General features: G+C 40.6%; 3 protein-coding genes. All 3 read left to right on the top strand.

Going from position 1 to position 1,054, the window contains the following annotated elements:
* Positions 1-423 (top strand): lysozyme (locus tag ACFIMG_RS05305; RefSeq protein WP_375693578.1); only part of this gene is annotated, 423 nt, incomplete at its 5' end.
* Positions 420-647: a hypothetical protein gene (locus tag ACFIMG_RS05300; protein WP_375693577.1), complete on the top strand. Its 228-nt coding sequence runs from the start codon at positions 420-422 to the stop codon at positions 645-647. The genes ACFIMG_RS05305 and ACFIMG_RS05300, both read left to right, overlap by 4 nt.
* Positions 648-778: 131 nt before the next feature.
* The gene (locus ACFIMG_RS05295) at positions 779-991 is read left to right on the top strand and encodes a hypothetical protein (RefSeq protein ID WP_015856478.1); all 213 of its coding nucleotides are present in this window, start codon (positions 779-781) and stop codon (positions 989-991) included.
* Positions 992-1,054 lie beyond the last annotated feature (63 nt).

Here is a 1,054-nt window from a genome sequence, read left to right as displayed (position 1 = left end):
GATGAACAATTCGCGGCTTTAGTCTCCTTTTGCTATAATGTAGGAACAACAGCCTTTTGTAACTCGACACTGTTAAAAAAGCTCAATCAAGGTGAATATGAAGCTGTCCCTGCAGAGCTACAGAAATGGACCAAAGCAGGCGGGAAGCGTCTTGAAGGTCTAGCACACCGGCGTGCAGCAGAAACAGGCTTATGGGCGAAAGGGGCTTTTGTTTCCTCCAATTATCAAACAGTAGAAACGCAAGCACCAACGGGTGTTTTCAAAGCAGAAGCACTTGCACCGATTATTGGCTCTTTTTCTGGGCTTGGAGGCTTATTAGCAGGAAATGGACCAATCCAATGGGCTTTGGCAACCATCATGATTTTAGCCGCATGTGCTGGTATTTTCTTTGTTGCTAAACGCTTTCAGGAGCATCGTCTATGATCTTATGGATGAAAAGAAATCTGATGCCAACAGGCGCGGCTTTAGCCGCTTTTTTTATGATTTTAGCAAGAGCTTTTACTCTTGGGAAAAAAGCAGAGCAACAAAAGCAAACAGAAAAAGCTTTAAAAGCAGCCACAACACGTCTGGAGGTAGAAAATGAAATTAATCAAAAAAGTGATGCTGATGTGCGTACTGCTCTCTCTGACTGGTTGCGCGACAAATAAATATGCTTCTTCTTGTGTTGGCTGGTTGCCAATTTATTTAGATAAGAAAGATCTGAACGCCATCAGTTCAAACTTAGCAAGAGAGATCTTAAAGCACAATGATCTAGGTGAACGTGTGTGTGGGTGGAAACATGGCTAGAAAAAAAACACAAGACGATATAGAGCTTACAGAAGCAGAAAAAGAAATCCTTCAAGAAATCATCATGACCTACAAAAGTGTAAAAGTGATGTCGCGTTATACGAAATGGATTGTACTCATTATACTCTTATTAGCCCTTGATTTTTCACGTATTATGGATGCGTTTGTAAGTATTTTTACACAAAAACCAAATATCCGACTCTAAACATACTCTGAGACGCGCGAAATTCTTTAGAAAATGGTTTCTTAATTTTGCTCGTCTCATGGA

This window comes from Bartonella sp. AP11XZML, from assembly GCF_042196445.1.
Lineage (GTDB): Bacteria > Pseudomonadota > Alphaproteobacteria > Rhizobiales > Rhizobiaceae > Bartonella.
Note: the sequence above shows the minus strand (reverse complement) of the source record. Positions and strands in the feature narration are given on the sequence as shown.